The 24,744-nt window shown below is 42.7% G+C and carries 16 protein-coding genes; 11 read left to right on the top strand and 5 right to left on the bottom strand.

All coding sequences use genetic code 11. From position 1 onward, the window contains the following. Positions 1-199: 199 nt before the first annotated feature. From BQ7997_RS23705 to BQ7997_RS23695, 3 genes are all read right to left on the bottom strand, one after another. Positions 200-691 carry a PaaI family thioesterase gene (locus BQ7997_RS23705; protein WP_022139553.1) on the bottom strand — a complete coding sequence of 164 codons (492 nt, stop codon included), beginning with the start codon at positions 689-691 and terminating at the stop codon, positions 200-202. A gap of 71 nt (positions 692-762) precedes the next feature. Further along, the gene (locus BQ7997_RS23700; RefSeq protein WP_073348283.1) at positions 763-2,667 is read right to left on the bottom strand and encodes a fimbrillin family protein; all 1,905 of its coding nucleotides are present in this window, start codon (positions 2,665-2,667) and stop codon (positions 763-765) included. 305 nt (positions 2,668-2,972) lie between these two features. Further along, a complete protein-coding gene (locus BQ7997_RS23695) occupies positions 2,973-3,626 on the bottom strand; it encodes a DUF2490 domain-containing protein (RefSeq protein WP_073348282.1) in 654 nt (217 codons plus the stop codon). A 175-nt stretch (positions 3,627-3,801) separates the two neighbouring features. On the opposite strand from BQ7997_RS23695, the gene BQ7997_RS23690 reads away from it, so the two are divergent. The 10 genes from BQ7997_RS23690 to bglX all read left to right on the top strand — a co-directional run bounded on the left by BQ7997_RS23690 (position 3,802) and on the right by bglX (position 21,558). Further along, positions 3,802-4,404, top strand: a complete 603-nt coding sequence (locus BQ7997_RS23690; RefSeq protein WP_044655278.1) for an RNA polymerase sigma-70 factor — start codon at positions 3,802-3,804, stop codon at positions 4,402-4,404. A gap of 126 nt (positions 4,405-4,530) precedes the next feature. Next, the gene (locus tag BQ7997_RS23685; protein WP_044656621.1) at positions 4,531-5,508 is read left to right on the top strand and encodes a FecR family protein; all 978 of its coding nucleotides are present in this window, start codon (positions 4,531-4,533) and stop codon (positions 5,506-5,508) included. Positions 5,509-5,779: 271 nt separating this feature from the next. Beyond that, entirely contained in the window at positions 5,780-9,049 is a 3,270-nt protein-coding gene (locus BQ7997_RS23680) for a TonB-dependent receptor (RefSeq protein ID WP_073348281.1), read from the top strand. Between the two features lie 12 nt (positions 9,050-9,061). After that, positions 9,062-10,648: a RagB/SusD family nutrient uptake outer membrane protein gene (locus tag BQ7997_RS23675; RefSeq protein ID WP_073348280.1), complete on the top strand. Its 1,587-nt coding sequence runs from the start codon at positions 9,062-9,064 to the stop codon at positions 10,646-10,648. A gap of 26 nt (positions 10,649-10,674) precedes the next feature. Next, on the top strand, positions 10,675-12,321 hold the full coding sequence (locus BQ7997_RS23670; protein ID WP_073348279.1) for an FAD-dependent oxidoreductase: 1,647 nt from the start codon (positions 10,675-10,677) through the stop codon (positions 12,319-12,321). Positions 12,322-12,325: 4 nt separating this feature from the next. Beyond that, a complete protein-coding gene (locus BQ7997_RS23665) occupies positions 12,326-13,681 on the top strand; it encodes a glycoside hydrolase family 2 TIM barrel-domain containing protein (protein ID WP_073348278.1) in 1,356 nt (451 codons plus the stop codon). A 13-nt stretch (positions 13,682-13,694) separates the two neighbouring features. Continuing rightward, positions 13,695-14,909, top strand: coding sequence for a COG1361 family protein (locus BQ7997_RS23660; RefSeq protein WP_073348277.1), 1,215 nt, complete (start codon positions 13,695-13,697; stop codon positions 14,907-14,909). Between the two features lie 85 nt (positions 14,910-14,994). Continuing rightward, on the top strand, positions 14,995-17,310 hold the full coding sequence (locus tag BQ7997_RS23655; RefSeq protein ID WP_073348276.1) for a glycoside hydrolase family 3 N-terminal domain-containing protein: 2,316 nt from the start codon (positions 14,995-14,997) through the stop codon (positions 17,308-17,310). Between the two features lie 8 nt (positions 17,311-17,318). Further along, positions 17,319-19,310, top strand: a complete 1,992-nt coding sequence (locus BQ7997_RS23650) for an FAD-dependent oxidoreductase (RefSeq protein WP_073348539.1) — start codon at positions 17,319-17,321, stop codon at positions 19,308-19,310. A gap of 7 nt (positions 19,311-19,317) precedes the next feature. After that, the gene (gene bglX, locus BQ7997_RS23645; protein ID WP_083589344.1) at positions 19,318-21,558 is read left to right on the top strand and encodes a beta-glucosidase BglX; all 2,241 of its coding nucleotides are present in this window, start codon (positions 19,318-19,320) and stop codon (positions 21,556-21,558) included. 73 nt (positions 21,559-21,631) lie between these two features. On the opposite strand, the gene BQ7997_RS23640 is transcribed toward bglX, so the two are convergent. Together BQ7997_RS23640 and BQ7997_RS23635 are read right to left on the bottom strand one after the other, a co-directional pair. Next, positions 21,632-23,692, bottom strand: a complete 2,061-nt coding sequence (locus BQ7997_RS23640) for a protein-disulfide reductase DsbD family protein (RefSeq protein ID WP_073348537.1) — start codon at positions 23,690-23,692, stop codon at positions 21,632-21,634. A 16-nt stretch (positions 23,693-23,708) separates the two neighbouring features. Then, the gene (locus tag BQ7997_RS23635) at positions 23,709-24,008 is read right to left on the bottom strand and encodes a Dabb family protein (RefSeq protein ID WP_022139558.1); all 300 of its coding nucleotides are present in this window, start codon (positions 24,006-24,008) and stop codon (positions 23,709-23,711) included. Between the two features lie 101 nt (positions 24,009-24,109). On the opposite strand from BQ7997_RS23635, the gene udk reads away from it, so the two are divergent. Further along, positions 24,110-24,721, top strand: coding sequence for a uridine kinase (udk, locus tag BQ7997_RS23630; protein WP_044653296.1), 612 nt, complete (start codon positions 24,110-24,112; stop codon positions 24,719-24,721). Positions 24,722-24,744 lie beyond the last annotated feature (23 nt).

The raw sequence follows: 24,744 nt of genomic DNA, 5'->3' as shown, positions 1-24,744 counted from the left end.
GCTTACCGTATTCGGCAAGCCTTCGTTATCGTTATATAGAGTATACACAATATCATCTACGCCCACCGAGTTATTCGTTAGGAAAATGATGATGATGATGTGTAGCTGTATATTTCATATTTCTTTTATTAACTGCGACAAAAGTAAAGTATTTGTTTGATACTACCAAACATTTATCACAAAAACTTGAGTTTTCATTTCAAATTAAAGGTAATATCTCTTCCGGTTCAACATCACATTTCAGAAAATGCATTTCACTTTTCGCCTTTTCCTGTGAGAATGTAAAGTAAGTACAAAGGGCTTCCGTACATACTTCACCATCCTTGTTATATAGCTTCGCCTCAATAATAACAATGTTCCGCTTTATTTCTTTAATGGATGCACGCAACACGACATGAGAATCTTTCGTATCAATTGGCTTCCGGTAGCGAGTCTCCATTTTCGAAGTGACCCCTGTTGTCTGTAACTTACGAAGTATCACCCATGCGCAAATCTCATCCAACAAAACAGCTTGAATACCACCGTGCAATGTATCAATCCAACCCTGATATTCAGGACGGGGTTTCCAGATGCTCACGATTTCATCACCGTCTTCGTAAAATTCCATTCTCACTCCGGCTTCATTATTTGGTGCACAGCCGAAACAGTTGTACCCTTCCAAACCTTTCCAGGGATTTATTATCTTCTTCATGGTTCTCTCTTTTTTAGTTTTTCTTCCCAAATATAAGCAAAATATGAAAAGGAAGAATGATTTCCGCTAATTTACTTTCGGATACAACGAATTGCAAAAGCTTTTTTCTCGACACCCGGAGCAGACTTTCCAATCGTATTTTCATCACTTTTCAGGTAAAAGACATCATCGGCTATTGCTGTATTTGTATCATCCAATGTCCAATATGCCAAATGCTTGCCTGCAAATATATTCTGATTCGGTTCAACCCACATGCCTATAGGAGCTGCATTGAAACCTGACAAATTATTAGCCGGTTGTACTGTCTCTCCTGTTTTAAGTGGTAACCAGGTTCCTGATTTCAGTAAAGAAGCATCCCCTTTTAGATAAGTATTCAAAAGATCCCAATCCCCTTTATTCGGTATGTTCCAATGTGCAGGTAAGAAATTAGCTGATAACGCAACACCAGCTGTATAAAAATGATGTTCCGCACCGGATTGCAAATACCCGACAGCATTTTCAGTCACAGCATCTAACTTAGGAAGTTCGTCACCATTCACGTACAGGGCAGTTTCCAAATTATCCCGCATCCAATATTGAGTTCCAATCTTCACCAATGGATAATTATGAATCATCCCGCCACGTACATCGCGGGCAACGTCTTCTAATGCCAATACAGATAATACATTATCTGCTACTGCTACCGACAAAGATATTTTTCCATCTGCCAGCACATAAACATTATTACGAGCCGCCAAGTTCCCGGCAGTATAAGTCAAAGAATTATCTTCCACATTCCATGAAACACTTCCACCATGAACCTTACCTGATTTACCTAATAGTTGAGCCACAATTCCTTGTGATAAATCAACACCTCCATCTTCTTTCATCGGATAAGCAACAATCGCCTGGGAAGAAAGTTCTGGAGTAACTAAATACTCCTTACATATTTCAGCAACTTGTTTTCCTGAATTCAGTACTTTATACACATTTGATTTTTCAAAAGTCAGTTTCGATACATCTACATATTTATGAAGAGTTACCGATTCAGTCTGATCTACCTCAGTTCCATCCCAATCACCGATTTCTCCACTGACTTTACTCATTAATATATCCTCATCTGCTACAAATGTAATTTCGAGTTCTCTTTGCTTACCACTTTTCAATTGTAAAGTAGAAGGCAGTAAACAAGTATATGGCTTTCCACCGGCTTCCAATGTTATATACTGGTATCCAACCGTCGCTTCCTGCGGTATCAGAATCAGTTCTTTTCCTACCAATCGCCCCTCTTCGATTTCCCATTCGCCCGCAGGAGTAATTTCCTTTTCTTCGGAATATGTGGAGAACGTTTTTTTCTGAAAATCGTAAATAGCCTTAGTATAAAAACCGCTAACAGAAAGTGTAGGATTGACAGATAACATATCTTCTACATTTTCTCCTTCACCCGGAACAAGAACCACCTTTAAGCGGAAGAACTGATGATTATAAGTCAGAGCTACAGCTTCTTTACTGGCTAAAACATCCTCTTTGGATGCAACCAGAAAATCCGAATATGAATAATCTTTAGATTTATCCTGACTCGTAGCAACCGCTACCTGCATAGTGCTTTCCCCCATTGCTACTCCTTCTTCTTGATATGGATAATAACTGATTAAATTCAACGTTACTCCATCGTCCGGGTAATAAACCGACTCATCAGAAATAAAATCACCACTGGAAGAACGTACAAAATGAAGATTATCGGCATAACGTTCTTCTTGCATCGTTGTGCTACCTGCAAGTGCGAACAAACCAACCTCATCCCCTTCCTCAAAATTATTATTAGCCACACGAGTATTAACTATTTCGTGAATATCAGCCACGAATTTCAATGGAATATCTCCATTATTGATTATTTCTCCCTCTTCTTCTGAAATGTGGTTTACACAAGCTGTCAACGAAACAGAACACAGAATTAATAAACCTATTCCCACAAATAGGTCATGGCATGTTTTCATTATTATTATTTATTGGTCAAAACTTGAAATCTCTGATTGAGCAGAAGAATGACATAAGAGGAAGTATTCGCTTTCGATTATGAGACATCATACAACACGTCTGTTGTTACTGTAGAATCGTTAATTTCAGCATTCCATTTTGAAATACCGGAAGCGAAAGTACATATTATAGTTAAGATGAGACATATTTCAATTAAGAAATCTTCTCTTTTATTTTTAATCAACAAATAGTCAACAACTTAGTAATCCTGATATATTTAACAGACTTTACCCTACACCTTATTATATAAGGGAGCAACCATTTTTCAGAAAGAATAACCCACTTCTATACCGGCAATATGTTTCCCCCGTGAAGACTCATACTGGTAACAATAAAACGCGTCCAGCGACCAACGTTTGGCCAAATCAAATTCTACTCCCGGACGATAGCGCATACGTGCCGCTCTCCAAAAAGAGGCATCGTCCAGACTTTGATAAATCTCGAGAGAGAAGTAAGGTGAAACAATCCCTTTTGTGGGTGCATAGGCTAATTTTAAACGGGAACGCAAACGGGTTTCCGAATCTCCACGGTCAAAAGTCTGCTGAAACCTTTCCCGCAAGGAGACTTTCAACCACTGATAACGGAAACTTGCAACTGCACTGACATGATAACGATGTCTTAACTTCCAGTCCGAATCTCCCAAATTACGAATATGAGTTTCATACCCAACCCCGAAATTCAAGAAAGAATATGCACGGTAAACTCCGCCGACGCTAACTCCCCAACGATCCATCCTGCTCATATCCTCTTTCGTGCGCAGTTCCAAATCACCGGAAACCGAAAATCGAGAATCTATCTTATGATTCACTTTGAACTTGGTCCATGTAGTGAAATCATCACTTTGTGCCCATACAGAGGATACCAGTCCAACTAATAAAACAAACAGCCAAGCCTTAGCATTAAATAATATTCTACTCATTGATTATCGGGTTAAAATTGCAAAGATAGCAAATTATCTCCGGCAAAGAAAAATCATGATACTGAAATAAATCTGAAAAAGATTAGCTACTTCTTTCCTTTTTTATTTCCCGGATTTTACGTACGTTTGTGACAATCTAAGCAATCCCTTTGTGAATTGAAACCTAAAATGCTATATGTGCGCAACAAATATTCCCGGTAATGAACGTTCGCTTGTCATCCGTCTGATAGCCGGAGATGAGGATGCATTCTGTGAACTTTATGCGGCTTATAAAAATCGCCTGATATATTTTGCCATGCGTTTCCTTAAATCACGCGAATATGCTGAAGACATCTTTCAGGACGCCTTCACTGTGATTTGGGAAAGTCGCCGTTTTATTAATCCGGACGCCTCTTTTTCTTCTTATCTATATACAATCATGCGCAACCGGATTCTGAACCAGTTGCGTGAACTGGCAAGTGAAGACCGGCTGAAAGAACAGATTCTATCACAAGCTATAGACTATAGCAATGAGACAAACAATGCAATCATTGCTAATGATTTACAAAGACTTGTATCCCAAGCACTGGAACAGCTGACTTCCCGCCAACGGGAAATATTCGAAATGAGCCGTGAAAAACAAATGTCTCACAAAGAAATTGCAGAAGCGTTGGGGATTTCTGTCAATACTGTACAAGAGCATATCTCATCTTCATTACGTTCACTTCGTACGTATTTGGAGAAACACTCCATTACCGGCACTGACCTTATCTTGCTCCTTATCTGCCTCAATCTTTAGCGGAAGACAGCTTCTCATGAAGTTGATGGTTAAAGGAAGTTAACTATACCCCAGATACTCTTTTCCTTTGTGTACTAATTATACAAAGGGGAAAATAAGATATCCCCGAACTCTAAATAACAGAATATGAAGAATACAGAAAATAACAAGAACTTATATCGTCGCTATCTGGATGATCTCTATACCACAGAGGATGCCCGGGAAATACTGAACAGCTTGCACCACCCGGATAATCATGAAACACTCGACGAGTTGTCTTCTGATGTGTGGGAAGAAGCGGCAACCCAGCAACCTCTCACTGATCTTGAACGGGAACACTATAAACGGGAAGCACGCCAATTATTGAAACGCATAGAACATAAAAAACGTACTTGGCTGCGTCGTATCGCAGTTGCTGCCATCAGCACAGCAGCAATCGTTTGTCTTGTACTAGGCGGAATTCATTATCTGGAACATCTGAATGAACGACAGACTATCTATCTGGAAGCCTCAACCTCTTATGGCGAACGTAAACAGATTCTTCTGCCCGACGGCACCCAACTGACACTAAATTCATGTTCACATGTACGGTATCCGAATAGTTTCAAAGGAGAAGAACGTAAAATAGTACTGGAAGGTGAAGGATATTTTCAAGTATACAGAAATGAGGAACAGCCTTTTATTGTCAGTACCCGCCGTTTCGATGTACGTGTATTGGGAACCTGCTTTGACATAAAATCCTATTCTTCTGATGAAATTGTTTCTGTAGAGGTGGAAAGCGGAAAGGTACAAGTGGACTTGCCGGAAGCAATGATGCGGTTAAAAGGCAAGGAACAGGTACTTATCAATACCATTTCGGGCGAATACAGCAAACGACGCGAAGAGCGCCCGGTGGCGATATGGAAAAAAGGCGGACTGCGTTTCAACAGTACTCCGATACGTGACGTGGCAAAGGAGCTGGAGCGAATGTACAATTGCCGCATTACATTTGCCGATGGTAAATTCAATAATCTGATTTCCGGAGAGCACGACAATAAGAGCCTGGAAGCAGTTCTTCAATCTATCGAATATACAAGTGGTATCCGGTATAAAAAAGAAGGAAACTGCATATTGTTATATAAATAGCAAAAAGATGTTAATCACACCCTAGCATATAATCTATCGTGTGTATTACTTTATAGAACCTTGAATATTAAACTTATAATTCTAAAAAAAAATTATATTATGAAAGCACCCGGTTAATCCCATTTCAGAAAAATAGGAGCCGTCTCTCAGAGAAGCCCCTATTCCGTAATCCGGACGGATATTCATTCGTTTCGACCCGTGTGAATAACGTATCGCGCATTACGAACCTTTGTTTTAAATAATCTATTCAATTACTAAAACGTACAAATTTATGAATAATCTTCCTAATATAAAAAGGAAAGGCAGGAATGTACATTCATTTTTAGCTTTTTTACTATTCGTATGCTTGTCATCATTGCCTTATTACACACAGGCACAGGAAAAGAAAAACATTACGCTGGATGTCAAGAATGAAACCGTAGAAAATGTATTCAATCAATTAAGCAAGCAGACCGGCTACAAATTCTTTTATGACCAGGAAATTGTGAATGCTGCTCCACGCATTTCAATCAAAGCACGCAACAGCTCATTAGAAAATATTCTGAGCAAGATAACGGTACAGACCAATTTATATTTCAATAGGAAAAACAATACCATCTCCGTCGGCAAACAAAAAAGTCGGGAAACAATAAAGTCTACAAGAACCAAAACAGTCAACGGAACAGTTACAAACCAGAACGGTGAACCCATTATCGGTGCCAATGTATTAGTAAAAGGTACGACGAACGGTATCATTACCGATATTAACGGAAACTACTCTTTGGCAAACGTAACCGAAGACGCTACTATTCAGTTCTCATACATCGGATATCAAACAACCGAAGTTAAAGCTAACAGTAAAGAGTTAGCGCGCATCATACTAAAAGAAGACAGCGAACTGCTGGACGAAGTAATAGTAGTAGGTTACGGCGTACAGAAACGCAGTGACGTCACCGGTGCCATTTCTTCCGTAACTTCCGAGAAACTGAATGCCACACCCTCTTCCAGCTTGGGTGAAATGCTGAGAGGACAAGCTGCCGGTGTACAAGTCACCATGGCTAATGCCGCGCCCGGTGGAAGTTCAAACATTCTGATTCGGGGACGGCGTTCCCTTTCCGGTGGAAATGACCCTCTTTATATTGTGGACGGTGTTCCAATGAGCAGTATAGATGATATAAACTCCAACGATATAGCATCGCTCGAAGTTCTGAAAGACGCCTCTTCACAATCAATCTATGGTGCACGCGCCGCCAACGGTGTCATACTGATTACTACCAAACGGGGAAAGACCGGAAAGATGAAAATCAGTTATAACACTTACGCTGCTTCACAAAGTATTCATAAGAACTTTGAGTTTTACAATGGAGAAGAATGGGCTGCTTTACGTAAGGAAGCATACTACAATGCCAATCTTAGTTATGATGAAGCCGACTGTTTCAGAGGGTTGATGCTCGACGTGCTCAAATCAGGAGAATATGTTGACTGGGAAAAACTAATGATAAGCTCCGCCTGGCAACAAAAGCACGATATTCTAATCCAATCCGGCGGGGACAAAACAAAATACGCCCTGGGACTGGGATATTTTGACCAGAACGGTATGGTTCCTAATTCAGGATTCCAGCGTTTGAGCGGACGATTGAACATCGACCACAAACTACTGAAAAACCTGACAATAGGCACAAACTTCTTATACACCAAATCATGGAAGAAAACAGCCGACGGCTCCTTCAATTCATTTATCACCATGCCGCCTCTGGCAAAAGTATATAATGACGACGGTTCATTGCGTGAAGATGTAACCGAAGCCGGGGAGTCTCATTACAACCCCTTATGGAATATCGACTACTCAAACAATAAAAGCCAGACAGACCGGTTATTGATAAACTTCTTCGTAGACTGGAAAATCACAAAGGACTTGTCATATCGTGCCAACGGAAGTTTGAATACCAGAACCGTCCATAGCAACACGTATCAGGGAACGAAGCACACGACCGGACGCAACAACAATGGAAAAGCGACTGCCGGAACCAGTTTCTCCAATGACTACCTGTTCGAGAATATAGTCAACTATGTGAAGGATTTCAATAAGAATCATCATTTCGACGCAACCTTTATGCAAAGTGTGAATGTCATTGAATGGAAGAGTTTAGGAATAAACGGCACAGGATTTGCGAATGACGACTTGACCTACAATGCAATAGGTTCCGCCAATGAATATGGTACTCCTACCTGGCAATTGTCTGACAGAAAACTTTTATCATTCTTAGGACGTGTGAGATACAACCTGTTCGAGAAATACTTATTCACCTTCGCTTTACGCGTGGACGGCTCTTCGGTTTTCGGGAAAAATAATAAATATGGTTATTTCCCCTCAGGAGCTTTTGCCTGGCGGATAAATGAAGAGTCCTTCTTGAAAGAAGCCAAATGGCTGTCCAACCTGAAACTCCGTCTAAGTTACGGTGCGGTGGGTAATCAAGGAGTCAATCCTTATAAATCACTTGGCTTGACTGACAGATACCTGACTGAATTCGGAGATAAAACAGTCATCGGTTACCTGCCCGGAACAGAATTGACCAATCCTAACTTGAAATGGGAAACGTCCACTTCCGGGAATATCGGACTTGATTTCGGATTCTTCAACGGAAGAATCAATGGTACGATAGAATACTATACTACCAAGACTACCGACCTGCTTGTCACCAAGTCTATCCCGAGCTCACTGGGATATTCCACCCAGACCGTGAATCTGGCGGAAATGAAGAATAATGGTATTGAAATAACGCTGAATACCACTCCCGTCAAAATCAAAGATTTCAGATGGGATGTCAACTTCACTTTCACCAAGAACAAAAATGAAATAAAAAAGATAGACGGACAAGTCGATGAGAATGGAAAACCGCTTGATGACGTGAACAACAAATGGTTTGTCGGATATCCGATGAATGTATATTACGACTATGTATTTGACGGCATCTGGCAAAAAGATGACGATATCGCCAATTCTCATATGCCGACAGCTACTCCGGGCAGTATCAAACTGCGGGATGTGAACAACGACAATCAGATAACAGCCGATGACAGAGTAGTGATGCAACGTGACCCCAAATGGATAGGTACGGTCGGCACATCTTTCAACTATAAGGGATTCGACTTATCTGCCGACTTGTATATCTCTCATGGTGGGACAATCTACAACCCTTATCTGACCACATTCGAGAATGGTGGCGACTTGACTGCCAAGCGGAACGGTATCCGACGCAATTACTGGACACAGAATAACCCGTCTAATGAAGCCCCTGCGCCCAACATGACGCAAGCACCCGCATACATCAGTTCATTGGGCTATCAGGATGCATCATATGTCCGTCTGCGAAACGTTACTTTCGGATACAATTTTCCCCGTGCACTTATCAGCAAAGCATACATGCAAAGTCTGAGACTCTATATGACACTGTCTAACTTCTGGACGAAAACCGACGTACAGGCTTACGGCCCGGAACAGACTCCGGGAGATTATCCCGAACCCAGGACTGTATTATTTGGATTGAATGTGACATTTTAATAAGGTAAAATCATGAAAAAGAGTATATTATTTATATTTACAGCCTGCTTCCTCTTTACTACTTCCTGCTCCGACTTCCTGGACGAAGAACATAAGACGAAGTATAGCTCCGAATACGTATTCGGAACACCGGAAGGGCTAAAGCTCGCTGTCAATGCACTATACGCATTGCAACGTAACTATGCAAATGATACTGAGAACTCCACCATCTTTGCTTTGGAAAGAGGTACGGATTTAGCCGTAACCAACGGTGGAACCGGTAACTTTTACGGCATCTATGACCCTAATTATTTAAAGCCGTCTGCTTATCAGGTAGGATTTATGTGGCGCACGATGTACCATATCATAGGCAAAGCCAATGAAATAATTGCTGCCGCCGAGGATTTGGAAGACACCCCTTCACTACGGGCCACCGTTTCAGAAGCAAAGTGTTTCAGAGCACAGTCTTATTTTCTGCTTTATCGCACATTCGACAGGATATGGCTGAATGTACTACCGACTACTGCTGAAAACGTCAACGACCCGAGAGATTTTCATGCTGCTTCCGAGAAAGAGGTGTTCGACCTGATTTACGAAGATTTGGAGTATGCCATTACAAACCTCGATTGGGTATCTGATGAAGCGGGACGGTTCACCCAAGCTGCCGCCCGTCATATGAAAGCCAAAGCAGCATTATGGCTCAAAGACTGGGATACGACTTTGGAACAAGTGGAAGAAATTGAGAAATCCGGCCATTTTGACTTGATTGCACTGAAGGAAGTTTTCAATGCCGGGGACTTGAACCATAAAGAAGCGCTGATGGTGCAACAATGGAGCAAAAATCCGGGCGGCAACTTATCCAGTGCCAGTCCGAAAGGTAATTACTTTGCCGCCTATTTCATCGCACAGTATCGCACAGAAATCGGTGGAACCGCAGAATATGCCTGTTCTTATGACAACTGGGGATATACTTACGGAAGATGTCTCCCCAGCCCCTATTTATTCTCACTGTATGACAAAGCTAAGGACAAACGTTATCAGGAGTACTATATACACCAGTACAAGAATACTACTGATAAGAACATCTCATACGGTTCGGCTACAGTAAAACCCGGAGATTATTTTCCACTATATAAGAATGGAAGCATCAATAAATATGTATATCCGGGATGCATCAAGTATGGGGATAAATGGACGCGCACCGCTTCTGAGACACGCAGCTATAAGGATGTGATAGTATACCGTCTTGCCGAGTCCTATATAATGGCGGCCGAAGCAGCCCTGATGAAGAATGACCAGACGTTAGCCAAATACTATTTCAACAAAACGTGGGAAAGAGCCGGAAACGATAAATTCACCGGTGTGCTCACTATGAAAGACATTATGGACGAGCAAGCTCGCGAACTGTCTTTCGAAGGCGACAGATGGTATTTCCTGAAACGTCTTGGAATACTTATTGAGCAAGTCAAGGCATATGCCGGGGACCCGGAAATACCTGCATCTATTCTCGGACGTAATAATCTGCCTGCCAACCCTCACTTTGTGAGATGGCCGATACCCGAAGCGGAAGTCATCAATATGGGAGCCGAAAACTTTCCGCAAAATATTGGATACAAATAATCACTGAAAAACATACATATAATAAGATGAGAAAAAAGATTACTATATTAATACTACTGCTCTGTTCTTTTGTTACAGGCTTGTTTGCCAATACTCCACAATATGACATTTGTATATATGGAGAGTCAGCTTCCGGAGTAATTGCAGCGATACAAGGCGCACGTATGGGTAAGAAAGTAGTGCTTATATCGAAGAACGACCATGTAGGCGGTCTTGTCACATCAGGACTGACAGCTACCGACATGAACCGTAATGACCTGATAGGTGGTATAACAAAAGAATTCTACAACAAAATATACAATTACTACCTGCAACCCGAAGTATGGCGCAATCAAGACAGAGAATCATTCATGGTTTCGACATTAAAGCGCACATATAGAGGTAAAAATGATGAAAGGCGGATACAATGGGTTTATGAATCCTCAGTAGCCGAACGGATTATGCGGGATATGCTGAAAACGGCAGGAGTAGAAGTCCTTTTCAACCATCGGCTCGACCTGAATAAGAACGTCCGGAAAGAAGAGAATATAATCCGGAGCATCCAACTGGAGAATGGAAAGGTTATTGAAGCTAAAATGTTTATAGACGCTTCCTACGAAGGAGACCTTCTGGCACGTGCAGGAATTTCCTACACAGTAGGGCGCGAATCAAACCTGCAATACGGAGAAACCTATAACGGTATCCGTATCAATTATGACCAAGGGAAAGACCTGACAAAGATAAGTCCTTACATCAAGGAAGGGAATGCAAAATCAGGCGCTCTGCCTTATGTGACAACCCAGGAATGGGGTAAACAAGGGGATGCGGACAAACGCGTACAAGCCTATTGCTACAGAATGACTCTGACAAACGACCCCGACAACCGTATATCCATTCAAAAGCCGAAGAACTATAATCCGTTATGGTATGAGATATATGTACGTATGCTGAAACTGGAACCGGAAACAAAACTCCAGCAAATTATAACATTGACTCCTATGCCTAACAAGAAAACGGATACCAACCATCTGGACTTCTTCGGAGCAAGCTACGACTATGCAGAAGCCGACTACAAAACCAGAAAGGAAATAGAGCAACTGCATAAAGATTACGCACTGGGCATGTTATGGTTTTTGGGTCATGACAAGCGTGTACCCGAACATATCCGCAAGGAGATGCTGGATTGGGGATTGCCTAAAGACGAATTCACCGACACCCGGAATTTCCCTTATCAAATATACGTGCGCGAAGCCCGCAGGATGATCGGTACATTTGTGATGACAGAAAAGAATGTACGCAAAACAGACCGTACACCCGCCGAACATTCGGTGGGACTAGGTTCTTATGCCCTTGACTGCCATTATGTATCCCGTGTCATCGACCAAGAAGGCAAGTTAAGAAACGAGGGTACCATATTTGCCCCTACCATCCCCTACCCTATCAGTTATTATTCACTGACTCCTAAGGAGGAAGAATGTGCCAACCTATTGGCAACCGTATGTTTGTCATCTTCTCATGTAGCTTACAGTACTATCAGAATGGAACCGGTATATATGATATTAGGACAATCGGCAGCCACTGCCGCCGCTTTAGCAATAGATTCCAATTTACCTGTCCAGAAACTATCTTATGATGTATTGAAGTATAAATTACTACAGGACGGACAATTATTATCAGTACCCACTAAAAAATAAAGTTATGAAACTAAAATACCTATTTACCTCATTCTTTATACTTGCCGCTGTCCTGAACGCTTCGTGTTCAGACAACGACAATTATACAATCCCCAAAGGTTCTTTTGAAGAAAAGCCAGTTGTTCCCCCCGCTAAAGTTGAGACATCAAAAGTCGACGGAAAATGGAAATTGCTTGTAAACGGACAAGAATTATATATCAAAGGAGCCGCATGCAACAACTTCTATGCTGAAGCCAAAGACTTCGGAGCCAATGTTATCAGAACATATGGGGTGTCTGACAAGAGCATGACTATTTTGAACAGCGCACAGGAAAAAGGACTTTATGTAAATTTCGGGCTCTATATCAGAAGAGAAACCGACGGCTTTGATTATAACAACAGTGCAGCGGTAAAAGCTCAGTTTGATGAAATAAAAGCAACAGTCGAACGCTTCAAAGACCATCCGGCACTTTTGGTATGGTCGATAGGCAATGAAGCTGAAGCAAGTTATACCAATCTCAAACTCTGGGATGCAATCAATGATATAGCTAAGATGATTCACGAAACCGACCCAAATCATCCCACTACAACGACATTGGCATCCTCTAATGTAAACCATATAAAGAATATTATAGAAAAGGCCCCTCATATAGATATTCTATCGGTCAATACATATGCGCCTAACCTGCCGGGAGTATTGGGTAACCTTCAGTCCGCAGGCTGGACCAAACCATATATGATTACGGAGTTCGGACCTCGCGGTACGTGGCAAATGAATCCCGAACCCGAAAGAATATTGCCGTGGGGTGGCTTGGTAGAACAGACCAGTAGTGAAAAAGAAGCCGTCTACCTGAAAGCCTATCAGGAGAATATAGCCGCCAATAAGGACAACGGTTGTTTAGGTTCGTTCGTATTCTTATGGGGATACCAGACACACGGAGAAGTACTGACTTGGTACGGGCTGTTCGACAAGAAAGGATATACCTTCCCGGCAGTCGATGCCATGCAATATGCATGGACAGGAAGTTACCCGAAAAACCGTGCTCCGGTGATAGCAACCCGTAATGATATGCTGATGAATGGCAAAAAAGCGGAAGACGTTATTATTGTCAGCCCGAATTCATCCAACGAAGCAAAAGTTACAGCCACCGACCCGGATGGAGATGCACTGACCTACGACTGGATGATTATGAAAGAAAAGACAGCTTCTTCAGACGGCAGCCTGCCGGATGGTATCACCGGATTGATAGCTGATAACACCCAAAAGGATATTACATTCAAAGCTCCTTCAACAGTTGGCAACTATCGTCTGATAGTCTTTGTGCGCGATGTGAAAAATAAGAAAGTAGCAAGTGCGGTTATTCCATTTTCTGTTCAATAAAAAAATATCGACCATGAAACTATTAAAATATAATTTAAGCATCTTGTTGTGTCTCACGGCTATCTTTTTCATAGCATGCGACAGTGATGACGAAACTATACAGCAAAACCCGAAACCGACTATTAAGTTCACGAAAGTCGGAGACGAACCTGTCATTGCTTACCCCGGAACGGAGCTTAGTTTCTCTGTAGAAATGACAGGCACAGCCGGTATCAAAAAAGTTGTTACCATGCTCAACTCTCAAGAAATCCCCGGAAGCGCCAAAGAATATCCGGAAAATACGGATAAAGGCTCATACAATGTAGCATATACCATAAAATCGGAAGAAGTAGGAAAAACACTGAACTTTGTAATACTGGCAATTGATAATGAAGAAAAGAAATCAACTGCCGAATATGCCGTATACGTTCAGGCCGCCCAACCGGAAATCGAAATAAGGATTCCTGATACAGCACCAGAGACAGTCACTGCAGGGGAAATGGTCGCATTCGATATTGAGATTACCTCTTCAGCAACACTGAGAAGTATAAAAACATATCTGGCTGATTCCGAACTTACAGATTTGACCAAAGAGATATTCGAGAATCCGAACAGTGATACATATACGTTCTCATACACAACTACAGATTTGAATGCCGGACAAACCCTGTCATTCACTTTTGAGGTGATGGATGCTAACGGCGGTATCGTAAGAAGCGAATATAGCGTAGAAGTAACGAGAGCTGTAGAATTAGACATCAACGAATTCTACGGACTTAAAATCGGAGCACAAGCCAGTACGGATGCAGGTCCCTTCCTCAATACCACGAATGGAGAAATTTATGTACGAGACGGAGCGGCAGCCAAATCAGCTAATATTGACATTACTTTATTCTACAGCAACAATTCATATGGCTATTATTTCGTATCTCCGTCCGACGCAAGCATCACAGCTATTTTTAAAGCACCGGATGCAATAGCTACTTGGGAACATCGTAACAGTACGAAACTGAAAGTTATGCAAATAACACCGGATGAGTTCCTGGCAATCAATTCTGCTGAAATGATTCAGAATCTCTACACCAATTCATCCGAAGCAGAAGTAGAGAAACTGACAGAAAAACTAGGGGTAGGCTCTATCATCGGATTCAAAACTGTAGCCGACAAATATGGTATTATAATTGTCAGGTCATTTGCCAGCGGCAGTTCGAAAGGAAATGTCACCATCGACATGAAAGTGGAAAAATAATCCGGTTCTCAAAATAAATTAATTCTTAACCGCCCTTATTTATGACAAAAATAGGGGCGGATTAGAAATTATTATCTATAAAACAATGAAAATAAAATTATTATTTATCCTGTTTATTGCTTTTCAGCCCTTAGTATCCGGGGCCAATGACGCACCCAAACAACCGATATACCTTGACCCTTCCCAGCCAGTCCGGACAAGAGTTGAAAACCTCATGTCCTTAATGACTCTGGAAGAAAAGATTGCCCAAATGTGCCAGTATGTCGGTCTGGAGCATATGCGTGATGCAGAAAAGAATATTACGGAAGAAGAGCTGCTGAACGGTCATGCCAGAGGGTTCTATAAAGGATTGCACTCCACAGGAGTAGAACGGATGGTCACACAGGGAAGAATCGGTTCATTTCTTCATGTCCTGACTCCGGAAGAAGCCAATCATTTGCAAAAGTTGGCGGAGAAAAGCCGTTTGAAGATCCCCTTACTGATAGGGATTGATGCCATACACGGAAACGGGCTTGTCAGTGGCTCTACCATTTACCCGTCTCCCATAGGAATGGCTTCCACATTTGCACCTGATTTAATAGAACAGGCAAACAGACAGACAGCTCTCGAAATGCGCGCAACAGGTTCTCATTGGGCTTTCACTCCCAACATAGAGATAGCTTGCGATGCCCGTTGGGGAAGAGTCGGAGAAACATTCGGGGAAGACCCATATCTGGTATCCCGCATGGGAGTAGCATCCATCAAAGGTCTGCAAACAGACAATCTTACAGGATTAAACACCGTATTGGCTTGTGCCAAGCATCTCGTTGCAGGGGGAATAGCCAATAACGGAACTAATGCCGGTCCGGTAGAATTGAGTGAAGGAAAACTGAGAAATATCTTTTTGCCACCATTCAAAGCAGCCGTACAAGAAGCCAAACCTTTCACCCTTATGCCGGCACACAATGAATTGAACGGAGTCCCGTGCCATGCAAACAAATGGTTGATGACTGACATCATACGCAATGAATACGGATTCGACGGATTCATTGTAAGCGACTGGATGGATATGGAAGCAATCAGCACACGCCACCGGATAGTCGAAAATACGACCGACGCATTCTTCTTGTCCGTAGATGGCGGAGTAGACATGCATATGCATGGTCCTGTTTTTTCCGATGCCATCCTGAGACTGATAAAAGAAGGAAAACTGACGGAAGAAAGAATTAATAAGGCATGCGCCAAGATACTGGAAGCCAAGTTCCGGCTAGGATTATTCGAAAACCGGTATGTCACGGAAGGCGGTATAAAGAAAACGGTATTCAGCAAAGAACATCAGCAGACGGCACTCGAAATCGCCCGACGCTCCATCGTCCTCTTGAAAAATGAGGCCCTGCTTCCCATCAACACCCGAAAATTCAAGAAGATACTCGTGACAGGCCCTAATGCCAACAACCAGTCAATCATGGGCGACTGGGTATTTGAGCAACCGGAGAAGAATGTCTCAACCATACTGAAAGGCATAAAAGAAGAAGCATCCGGCGCACAGATAAATTATGTAGATGTCGGTTGGAATCTGAGAGCACTGGACAGCGCCAAAATAGAAGAAGCCGTACAAACAGCAAAGTCTTCGGATTTGGCAATCGTCGTAGTCGGTGAAGACTCTTTCCGGCAACATTGGAAAGAGAAAACATGTGGAGAAAACAGGGATCGCATGGACATCACCCTTTGGGGTAAACAGGACTATCTTGTAGAATCTATTTACAAGACAGGAATTCCTACTATTGTCATCCTGGTAAACGGACGCCCCCTTGCCACCGGATGGATTGCTGAAAATATCCCGGTTATTATTGAAGCTTGGGAGCCTGGTTCAATGGGTGGAAAAGCAATTGCAGAAATTCTCTTCGGCAAAGTAAATCCCAGCGGAAAGTTACCAATCACTATTCCACGGCACGTAGGCCAGATTTCAACGGTATATAATCACAAACCGTCCCAATTTCTCCATCCTTATATCGACGGGGATAAAACACCGCTTTATCCTTTCGGGTATGGTCTAAGTTATACTTCTTTCAAATACGACCAACTGAAAACAAACAAGACGGATTATAATGCCAACGAAGAAATAGAAGTTACAGTGAATGTCAGCAACACAGGAGAAAGGCAAGGGGAAGAAATCGTCCAGCTTTATATTCGGGATGATTACAGTAACACCACCCGACCGGTGAAAGAACTGAAACGTTTTCAACGTATTCTTCTGGAAAAGGGAGAAAGCAAAGTGGTATCATTCCGCTTGAACAGAGAAGACCTGTCCTACTATAACCATAAAGCCGAATATGTGCTCGAACCGGGCACATTCACCGTCATGGTGGGTGGCAGTTCTTTGGACAAAGACCTACAAAAAATTAAGTTTAACGTAAAATGAAACCGAATATGAAGAAACTTATTCTATTATTGACCGTTCTTACTTTTCTGTACAGTTGTAAAAGCAACCCGGAAGAAAAGTACGATATATGTATCTATGGCGGTACTTCCGCCGGAGTCATAGCAGCATACTCTGCCAAGATGTTGGGTAAGAAGGTGTTGCTTATCGAACCACAAAACCGTCTCGGCGGACTGACTTCCGGCGGGCTTGGTTTCACTGATATAGGAAACAAACAAGTAGTAACCGGATTATCAAAAGACTTTTACCGTCGTTTGGGTGCTCATTACGGCAAACTGGAACAATGGATATTCGAACCCAAAGTAGCGGACAGCATCTTTAATGACTACATTAATCGGGCAGATGTCGAGGTTTTATATAAATACAGAGTCACAGATGCCCAACTTGCCAACGGATATATAAAAAATATCACGCTTGAAAGTTCCGACGGGACAAAACCCGGCAAATCCATAACCGCCAAAGTATTCATCGACTGTACTTATGAGGGTGACCTGATGGCTAAAGCAGGAGTTTCATACACGATAGGACGGGAAGATAACAAACTATATCATGAAACTTACAATGGCGTCCAACTGATGAAAGGACACCAGTTCCCGGATGGAGTAGACCCGTACAAGATAAAAGGTGATTCCACAAGCGGATTATTATGGGGAATCAGTCCTGCCGCACTCTCACCGGACGGTACGGGCGACAAGTTAGTGCAAGCCTATAATTACCGCATTTGCCTCACCGATAATCCTGCCAACAAAATAGAAATCACCCGGCCGGAAAATTATGATTCCACCAAATATGAGTTGCTGTTACGCCTGTTTGACGCCCAACCCGATAAAAGAAAACTAAACCATTATTTTATCTGGAGCCGGATGCCAAACAATAAGACGGATATAAATAACCGGGGAGGATTTTCGACTGATATGATCGGAATGAACCATAACTATCCGGAAGCATCTTATGAAGAACGGGCGGAAATCATTCAAGCACATAAAGACTACACTCAGGGATTACTTTATTTCTACAAGACCGATCCCAGGGTTCCGCAAGAACTAAGAGATGAAATACAGGCATGGGGTTACCCCAAAGACGAATATACAAAGGACAACCATTGGTCGCCCCAACTATATATCAGAGAAAGCCGCAGAATGACAGGGGATTATGTAATGACGCAAGCACATTGCGAAGGGCGGGAAACGGTCGCCGATGGTATCGGTATGGCCGCATATACCATGGACTCACACAACTGCCAACGGATACTCGTAAAAAAAGACGGCAAGTACATAGTAAAAAATGAGGGAAATGTAGAAATCGGCGGCGGACTCCCCTACCCCATATCCTATCGTTCCATCATCCCAAAAGAAGAAGAATGTAAGAACTTGCTCGTTCCCGTTTGTCTCTCTGCCAGTCATATCGCCTATGGTTCCATCCGTATGGAGCCGGTATTCATGGTACTGGCACAGTCTGCCGCTATCGCCGCAACAGAAGCCATAAACACAGGAAGCGTGCAGACCGTCGATATCAAAAAAGTACAAGCATTGCTACACGAAAATCCACTATTGGACGGCAGTTCTTCTGAGATACTGATAGACGACTGCGATTTGGACATATCCGCGAATAATGATTGGGAGATTATAAAAAAGCGAGGAGGATATGGCCCCACTTTCCTGAAATCCAAAGCCCGCAACGGTTCACCTGTCCGTTTCACCCCACATATAGAACATGAAGGAAAGTACAAAGTATATACTTATTATCACATGAGAAAAGACATTTCGCCGACTATCACATATTCCATCTCGGACGGAACCGATAGTTGGACAAGAGTCATACATAAAGACAGCGTGAGAATAGAAGGACAAACTTCGGGAGAATGGGTGGAACTGGGAACATACGATTTTCAAAAAAGCCGCATGCCCTATGTAGAAATATCCACTGGAGACACAAGCGGGACGGTCATTGCCGACGCTGTGCTGTTCATACCCGTAAAATAAGATTTATATGTATATGAAAAAGAATTGGTGTTTACTGTATCTGTTATCAATATTTTGTTTTTCCCATGCCCAGAATAAGAATACGTACTTGGAACAAAAGATTGATTCAACCCTATCAAGCATGACTATCCGTGAAAAAGTAGGGCAACTTAACCAGCTTGACGGGCGAGGTACAATTGAGAATTTGAAGGTATTGATACGTAAAGGAGAGATCGGTTCGGTAATGAATGTTACCGAACCCGAAGTCGTCAATGAGTTACAAGAAATTGCCTGCAAACAATCAAGAACGGGTATCCCCTTGGTTTTTACACGCGACGTTGTGCATGGCTTCAAGACCATGCTGCCCATTCCGTTAGGGCAAGCTGCCACTTTCCATCCGGAACTGATACAGAAAGGGGCACGAATCGCAGCCATAGAAGCCACGGAACATGGTGTCAGATGGTCATTTGCACCTATGATAGATATATCCAGAGATGCCCGGTGGGGACGCATAGCCGAAAGTTTCGGTGAAGACACTTATCTCACAGAACAGATGGCTGTCGCCGTAGTAAATGGATTTCAAGGTGACGATTTATCAAATCCGCAATCAATGGCTGCCTGCGCCAAGCATTTTATAGGATATGGAGCCGTAGAAGGAGGACGTGATTATAATTCAACCCATATTCCCGAAAGACTGTTGAGAGATGTCTATCTTCCGCCTTTCGAGAAAGCTGTAAAAGCCAACTGTTCCAGTATCATGACTTCGTTCAATGATAACGACGGGATTCCGGCTACAGGTAACAAAAAACTATTAAAGGATATTCTTCGCAAAGAATGGAATTTCGACGGGGTTGTCGTTTCCGACTGGGGTTCTGTAACGGAAATGATAAAACATGGCTTCGCCGAAGACCGGAAAGATGCAGCCCGAAAAGCGATAGAAGCCGGACTGGACATGGATATGTCTTCCAAAGCATTCATTCAGAATATCGAAGAATTAATCGCCAAAGGAATAATTTCCGAAGAGACATTGGACAATGCTGTGCGAAATGTACTAAGATTAAAATTCAGGCTCGGACTGTTTGATAATCCGTACACTGATATCAATAAGAGAAAAGAAACCTACTCGGACAAACATCTGGCTATTGCAAAGAAAATGGCGGAAGAGTCTGTTGTACTATTGAAAAATGAAAGCCACACATTACCGTTGTCTTCGAACATAAAAAGTATCCTGATAGTAGGCCCGTTGTCCGATGCTCCTCACGACCAACTCGGAACCTGGACAATGGACGGAGAAACAGAAAAAACGCGGACGCCTATAAAAGCACTACGTGAAAAGTATGGCGACAAAGTGAAAATTCATTTTGTGAAAGGTCTGGAGTACAGCAGAGATAAAAATAAGACAAACTTCAATAAGGTATTGGAGAAAGCATACCAGGCAGATGCCATTATAGCTTTTGTCGGTGAAGAGGCCATCCTATCAGGTGAAGCACACTGTCTGGCTGATATAAAACTGCAAGGAGCGCAATCCGAACTTATCAAGGTATTAAGCGGAACAAATAAGCCGCTCATTACAGTTATTATGGCGGGACGCCCGTTGGTTATTAATGAGGAACTGAACCTGTCCGATGCCGTATTGTATGCCTGGCATCCCGGAACGATGGGTGGCGATGCACTGGCAGATATTTTATTTGGCAAGACCACACCTGGTGGCAAACTACCCGTTACTTTCCCAAAAGTAACGGGACAAATTCCCATCTACTATAATCACACCAATAGCGGACGTCCGGCCACAGGAAAAGAAAAGCCTTTGGACGAAATACCTTTAAATGCCAAACAATCCGTATTAGGACATTCCTCTTATTATCTTGATTTAGGAGCACAACCTTTATTCCCGTTCGGATATGGCCTGTCATACACTTCTTTCGAATATTCCGATTTAAAGACAGACCGCACCGTTCTCACTCCGGGAGATACACTTTCAATCAGCGTCAAAGTGAAAAATACGGGACAATATAAAGGAACAGAAGTGGTTCAACTTTATGTATCGGATCTTTTCGGTTCCGTCACCCGGCCGGTAAAGGAACTAAAAGGATTTAAAAGGATAGAGTTAAGCCCCAATGAAGAAAAGATGGTAGAATTCGAACTCCCTTCATACGAATTAGCCTTTTGGAATATCGACATGAGGAAAGTAGTGGAACCGGGTAAGTTCAAAATAATGGTTGGCACAGATAGCCAGAATGGGTTGGAAACCTTCTTCGAGGTAAAATAACAACATGGAAAAAGCGACCTCACCAAAAGGATGAGGCCGCTTTTCTATTACCAGTCTATCAGGGAAACAGTTGTTATTTCCCTTTCTTATAGTTTTCCAATCCTGTCTGCAAGAACTCAATGTACTTAGGAATATCCTCATTGTAAGCATATGACTTGTTCACCGGCTTGCCCTGATTATCCAGCAACACATAGAAAGGCTGGGCATTAGCGCCAAACTTCACACGCTGCAGATAACTCCATTTATCACCAACCGTACGCAAAGTACGTTCCGTACCGTTTTCTACGATTTTCACGGGTTCGCTCAAAGGAGTTTTGTTATCTACATAAAGGGTAATCAATACATAGTCGTTATTAATCAAATCGCTTACTTTCGGGTCAGTCCACACTGCTGCTTCCATCTTACGGCAGTTTACGCAACCATATCCGGTAAAGTCGAGCATAACAGGTTTTCCATTCAGACGCGCATATTCCATTCCCAAATCATAGTCATCGAATTTTGCATGCACGTCATTCTTATATAAATTGAAATCCTGCGTCTGCATAGGCGGAGCAAATGCACTTACCGCTTTCAAAGGTGCTCCCCACAAACCGGGAACCATATATACGGCAAATGCCAAAGAGACGAGCGCCAAAAAGAAGCGGGTAACTCCCACCTTATTATCATCGTCATCATGCGGGAACTTAATCTTACCCAACAGATAGAATCCGAGCAAAGCAAAAATAACAATCCATAAAGCAAGGAATGTTTCACGGTCAAGCAGTCTCCATCCATAAGCCAAGTCGGCTACTGATAAGAATTTAAGCGCGAATGCCAGTTCAAGGAAACCCAGCGTTACCTTAATTACATTCATCCATCCGCCCGATTTCGGCATAGATTTCAGCCATGACGGGAACAGGGCAAACAGGGTAAACGGCAAAGCCAGTGCAATGGCGAAGCCCAGCATACCGATTGCAGGAGCAACGACACTTCCTGTTGTGGATACCTGTACAAGCAAAAATCCGATAATCGGGCCTGTACAAGAGAAAGATACCAAGGAAAGGGTGAAAGCCATCAGGAAAATACTCAATAATCCGGTGGTGGATTCCGCTTTGCTATCTACTGCATTCCCCCACTTCGACGGCAGTCTGATCTCGAATGCTCCAAAGAATGAAGCAGCGAAAATTACCAGCATCAGGAAGAAGAGGATATTAAAGATGGCATTGGTAGACAAAGCATTCAGTGCACTGGCACCGAAAATCAACGTAATAGCCAATCCCAGCACTACATAAATCACAACGATGGACGCACCATATGTCCACGCATCCCGGATACCTTTCTTTTTATCTTTACTACGTTTCAGGAAGAAACTGACTGTCATAGGGATAATCGGCCACACACAAGGAGTGAACAAAGCGATTAATCCACCGAGGAAACCTGTTATAAAAATATAAATCCAGGACATATCTTCCTGACCATGTTCTTCGCCTAACGCTTGCAGGTCACTGATAACCGGTTTCCAAAGCTCACTGGAACTAACTGCCGACTGAACATCCGTAGCAGCATCCACCGGAGTAGCGGGAACCAATTCCATCATGGCAGCAGTATCCTTCACTTCAGCAGAAGCCGGAGCAGGCTCTTCCTTTTTCTCCGGTTCTTTTTTCTCCGGCTGCTCCGTTTTAGCCACGGCAGCACTTGCGGCTTTCGCTACTCCGGAGAATTTGAACGGAACTTCAGTAGGCGGAAGACAACTTTCATCGTCACAAGCGCCATATTCCAAGTAACCTTCTATTTCATAAGCCCCACCCGTAAGTTTTACTTTCTGGATAAACTTCGCAGTATTCTCAAAGTAGCGCACTTTCATTTCAAACAACTTGTCGAAAGTAGCCACTTCCTTACCAACCGGCTTCAGTTTACCGGCAAGCTCCAGTCCACTCTTCTTATCGACATTGAATGTCGCAGAAATAGGTCCGCCATCTCCAAGTTCGGTAGAATAAACATGCCATCCGTTATCAATGGTGGCGGTAAATACAATCTCCGCTTCGGTATCAGAAAGAGTGTTCAACTCAGTTTTGAACTTTACCGGATCTTTAATCTGTGCCTGCAAGGCATAGACTACAAAGCTTAAAAGCAGAAAAGATACAAACTTTTTCATTTTAATAATTGGGGGGTTATAATTCATAATCTACACACGCACGGCTTTCCTTTGTATCAGCCAGAATCTTACCGGCAGCCACATGGTCGGGATGCGTCGCATAGTATTTCACGTCTTCCAGAGTATCAAACTCACTATAAAGAGCTATATTCCACGTTTCTCCGGGATTCATGTTCAATCCGACTTCCACTTTCCGGATCACGGAGATTTTAGCAGGAAGCGCTTCTATTGCTTCCTTGAATTTTGTCATAACTGCCCGCTTCTCTTCGGCAGAAACTTCGTCTTTTAACTTAAATAATACAATGTGTTTTACCATTACGTTGTTATTTTAATGAATTGTTTCTATATTTGTCTTGTTAATACTTTGCATAAACAATGCAAATTTACTCTATTTGGTTTAAATATACACTTAAAGAGATGTTAATTATAGGAATTGCAGGTGGAACTGGCTCCGGAAAGACCACCGTCGTACGAAAAATCGTAGAAAGTCTCCCCGCAGGAGAAGTAGTATTATTACCTCAGGATTCATACTACAAAGACAGTAGTCATGTCCCTGTCGAGGAGCGCCAGAATATTAATTTTGACCATCCGGACGCATTTGAATGGAGCCTGCTCTCCAAACATGTCATGACGCTGAAAGAAGGAAAGAGTATCGAACAGCCTACCTATTCCTATCTGACCTGCACCCGCCAACCCGAAACGATTCATATCGAGCCGCGCGAAGTAGTTATCATCGAAGGTATTCTTGCCTTGTGTGACAAGAAACTACGTAATATGATGGATCTTAAAATATTCGTAGATGCCGATCCCGATGAACGGCTGATACGCGTTATCCAAAGAGACGTTGTAGAACGCGGACGTACTGCCGAAGCTGTAATGGAACGCTACACACGGGTTCTGAAACCAATGCACCAACAATTCATCGAACCATGCAAACGCTATGCCGACCTTATCGTACCGGAAGGCGGCAGCAATAAAGTGGCTATTGATATACTGACCATGTATATCAAGAAACACTTGAAGAGTTGAAAATGGAGAGTTGAAAGTTAAAA

Origin of the sequence: Bacteroides congonensis (assembly GCF_900130125.1) — a bacterium.
GTDB classification, from domain to species: Bacteria; Bacteroidota; Bacteroidia; order Bacteroidales; family Bacteroidaceae; genus Bacteroides; species Bacteroides congonensis.
The sequence above is the reverse complement of the archived record's forward strand: the minus strand, read 5'-3'. Positions and strand labels throughout refer to the sequence as shown.

Excerpts from the sequence above, each read along its gene's own strand:
- BQ7997_RS23705 (WP_022139553.1), bottom strand. The coding sequence starts at position 691 with ATGAAGAAGATAATAAATCCCTGGAAAGGTTTGGAAGGGTACAACTGT.
- BQ7997_RS23700 (WP_073348283.1), bottom strand. The coding sequence starts at position 2,667 with ATGAAAACATGCCATGACCTATTTGTGGGAATAGGTTTATTAATTCTG.
- BQ7997_RS23695 (WP_073348282.1), bottom strand. The coding sequence starts at position 3,626 with ATGAGTAGAATATTATTTAATGCTAAGGCTTGGCTGTTTGTTTTATTA.
- BQ7997_RS23690 (WP_044655278.1), top strand. The coding sequence starts at position 3,802 with ATGTGCGCAACAAATATTCCCGGTAATGAACGTTCGCTTGTCATCCGT.
- BQ7997_RS23685 (WP_044656621.1), top strand. The coding sequence starts at position 4,531 with ATGAAGAATACAGAAAATAACAAGAACTTATATCGTCGCTATCTGGAT.
- BQ7997_RS23680 (WP_073348281.1), top strand. The coding sequence starts at position 5,780 with ATGAATAATCTTCCTAATATAAAAAGGAAAGGCAGGAATGTACATTCA.
- BQ7997_RS23675 (WP_073348280.1), top strand. The coding sequence starts at position 9,062 with ATGAAAAAGAGTATATTATTTATATTTACAGCCTGCTTCCTCTTTACT.
- BQ7997_RS23670 (WP_073348279.1), top strand. The coding sequence starts at position 10,675 with ATGAGAAAAAAGATTACTATATTAATACTACTGCTCTGTTCTTTTGTT.
- BQ7997_RS23665 (WP_073348278.1), top strand. The coding sequence starts at position 12,326 with ATGAAACTAAAATACCTATTTACCTCATTCTTTATACTTGCCGCTGTC.
- BQ7997_RS23660 (WP_073348277.1), top strand. The coding sequence starts at position 13,695 with ATGAAACTATTAAAATATAATTTAAGCATCTTGTTGTGTCTCACGGCT.
- BQ7997_RS23655 (WP_073348276.1), top strand. The coding sequence starts at position 14,995 with ATGAAAATAAAATTATTATTTATCCTGTTTATTGCTTTTCAGCCCTTA.
- BQ7997_RS23650 (WP_073348539.1), top strand. The coding sequence starts at position 17,319 with ATGAAGAAACTTATTCTATTATTGACCGTTCTTACTTTTCTGTACAGT.
- bglX (WP_083589344.1), top strand. The coding sequence starts at position 19,318 with ATGTATATGAAAAAGAATTGGTGTTTACTGTATCTGTTATCAATATTT.
- BQ7997_RS23640 (WP_073348537.1), bottom strand. The coding sequence starts at position 23,692 with ATGAAAAAGTTTGTATCTTTTCTGCTTTTAAGCTTTGTAGTCTATGCC.
- BQ7997_RS23635 (WP_022139558.1), bottom strand. The coding sequence starts at position 24,008 with ATGGTAAAACACATTGTATTATTTAAGTTAAAAGACGAAGTTTCTGCC.
- udk (WP_044653296.1), top strand. The coding sequence starts at position 24,110 with ATGTTAATTATAGGAATTGCAGGTGGAACTGGCTCCGGAAAGACCACC.